The sequence below is a fragment of the Phytobacter sp. V69 genome (assembly GCF_965644215.1).
Classification (GTDB): Bacteria; Pseudomonadota; Gammaproteobacteria; order Enterobacterales; family Enterobacteriaceae; genus Phytobacter.
The window spans coordinates 1-1,299 of the sequence record NZ_CBFFRL010000428.1 but is presented as its reverse complement, the minus strand read 5'-3'; the positions used below and the strand labels follow the sequence as shown (position 1 = coordinate 1,299).

Below are 1,299 nucleotides of genomic sequence, written 5' to 3'. Positions count from 1 at the left end.
TGCTTCATCGGGAATATCGTAGCGAGCCATAGTTCAATATGTTGTTGAAAAAGACAGTTACTATAACTCAGGTGATTTAGGGACACAGCCTAACAGGGCGTGCAGATTGTCGCTAAAGACTGGTGCACAGGTGGCGCGCACGCGCAGGCTGTGTTCTCCCCAGGCTTCGATACGCAGGAACTGACGCTCAAAACGCCATTCGATGCTGTCAGGGTGTTGAATAAGTTCGCTCATGGGTAATACGTCCTTTTACGAGAGACTGTGACGGGCAAGGTTGATAGATTTCATGGTGTTATCGTCGAGCTTGTACCAGCGCAGGGTGGCAAAAGCGGCCAGTGACAGCAGCTCCGGCACCACGGTGAAGAGGGCGCCGATGCAGTGCATGGCAAGGGTTGATTGTTCTGGCGCGTTGGCGACATAGCCGCTCAGCCCCAGCGTCCAGCCGACAATGGCGCCGCTGATGGCCATACCGAGTTTGAGCACGGCGAGGAAGGTCGAGAAAATCACGCCGTCCATGCGTTTGCCCTGCAGCCATTCGCCGTAGTCGGCGACGTCCGCCATCATCACCCACATCAGGGTGGTGGTGGCCTGGTAAAGGGTGGAGACCACGAAGGTGAGCGGCACCAGCACGTAGATGGATTTCGGTGCGAGGAAGAGGGCGATGCTCAGTACCCCGGCGAGGACGGCGCAGTAGCCGAACATTTGCACTTTGCTAAAGTTGCGGGTCAGGCGTTTTGCCAGCGCGCTGCCTGCGGCTTTGCCCAGAATATGCGCGCCGAGCATCCACATAAAATAGCTGGCGCTGCCCAGATAATAGGTGACGAAATACATCATCGCGCCAAGGCGAATAACCCCAAAGCCGATATTGGTAATTACCAGCACAGAGACCACGCGCCACTGATCGTTACGTAATAAATCGCGCAATTCGGCAAGATAATTGTTGTGGGTCGCCGGAGCTTTAATTCGCTCGCGGGTATTGGCAAAACAGATCCAGAACATAATGACGGCAGCACTGGCCATTATCGCCATCGCCCAGCGGTAGCCGGATAATTTATCGTCGCCACCGAGATATTGCGCCAGCGGCATCATAAAGAATGTCGACATGGCACCGCCAAGGGTGGCTAAAAAGAATCGATACGATTGCAGTGAAATACGATCTTCGTTATTCGGGGTGATAACCGCGCCCATTGAGCAGTAGGGAATATTGATCGCCGTATACATCAACGGCGGATTCAACTCCGAAGTGCAACGCTAAGCCGCCAATCTTAGCTCTGCAAACACCACAGACGGTTGCCTGAA

At 54.3% G+C, this 1,299-nt stretch carries 1 protein-coding gene and 1 pseudogene; both read right to left on the bottom strand.

Annotated features, from left to right (window positions below):
• Positions 1-60: 60 nt before the first annotated feature.
• Positions 61-234 carry a hypothetical protein gene (locus ACSZPU_RS25750; protein ID WP_499004448.1) on the bottom strand — a complete coding sequence of 58 codons (174 nt, stop codon included), beginning with the start codon at positions 232-234 and terminating at the stop codon, positions 61-63.
• Between the two features lie 15 nt (positions 235-249).
• Positions 250-1,224 (bottom strand): annotated as a pseudogene (locus ACSZPU_RS25745) (glycoside-pentoside-hexuronide (GPH):cation symporter); the annotation flags it as partial.
• Positions 1,225-1,299: the final 75 nt, after the last annotated feature.

Bases quoted from the DNA above. Each gene is read 5' to 3' on its own strand.
- ACSZPU_RS25750 (WP_499004448.1), bottom strand. From the start codon at position 234: ATGAGCGAACTTATTCAACACCCTGACAGCATCGAATGGCGTTTTGAG.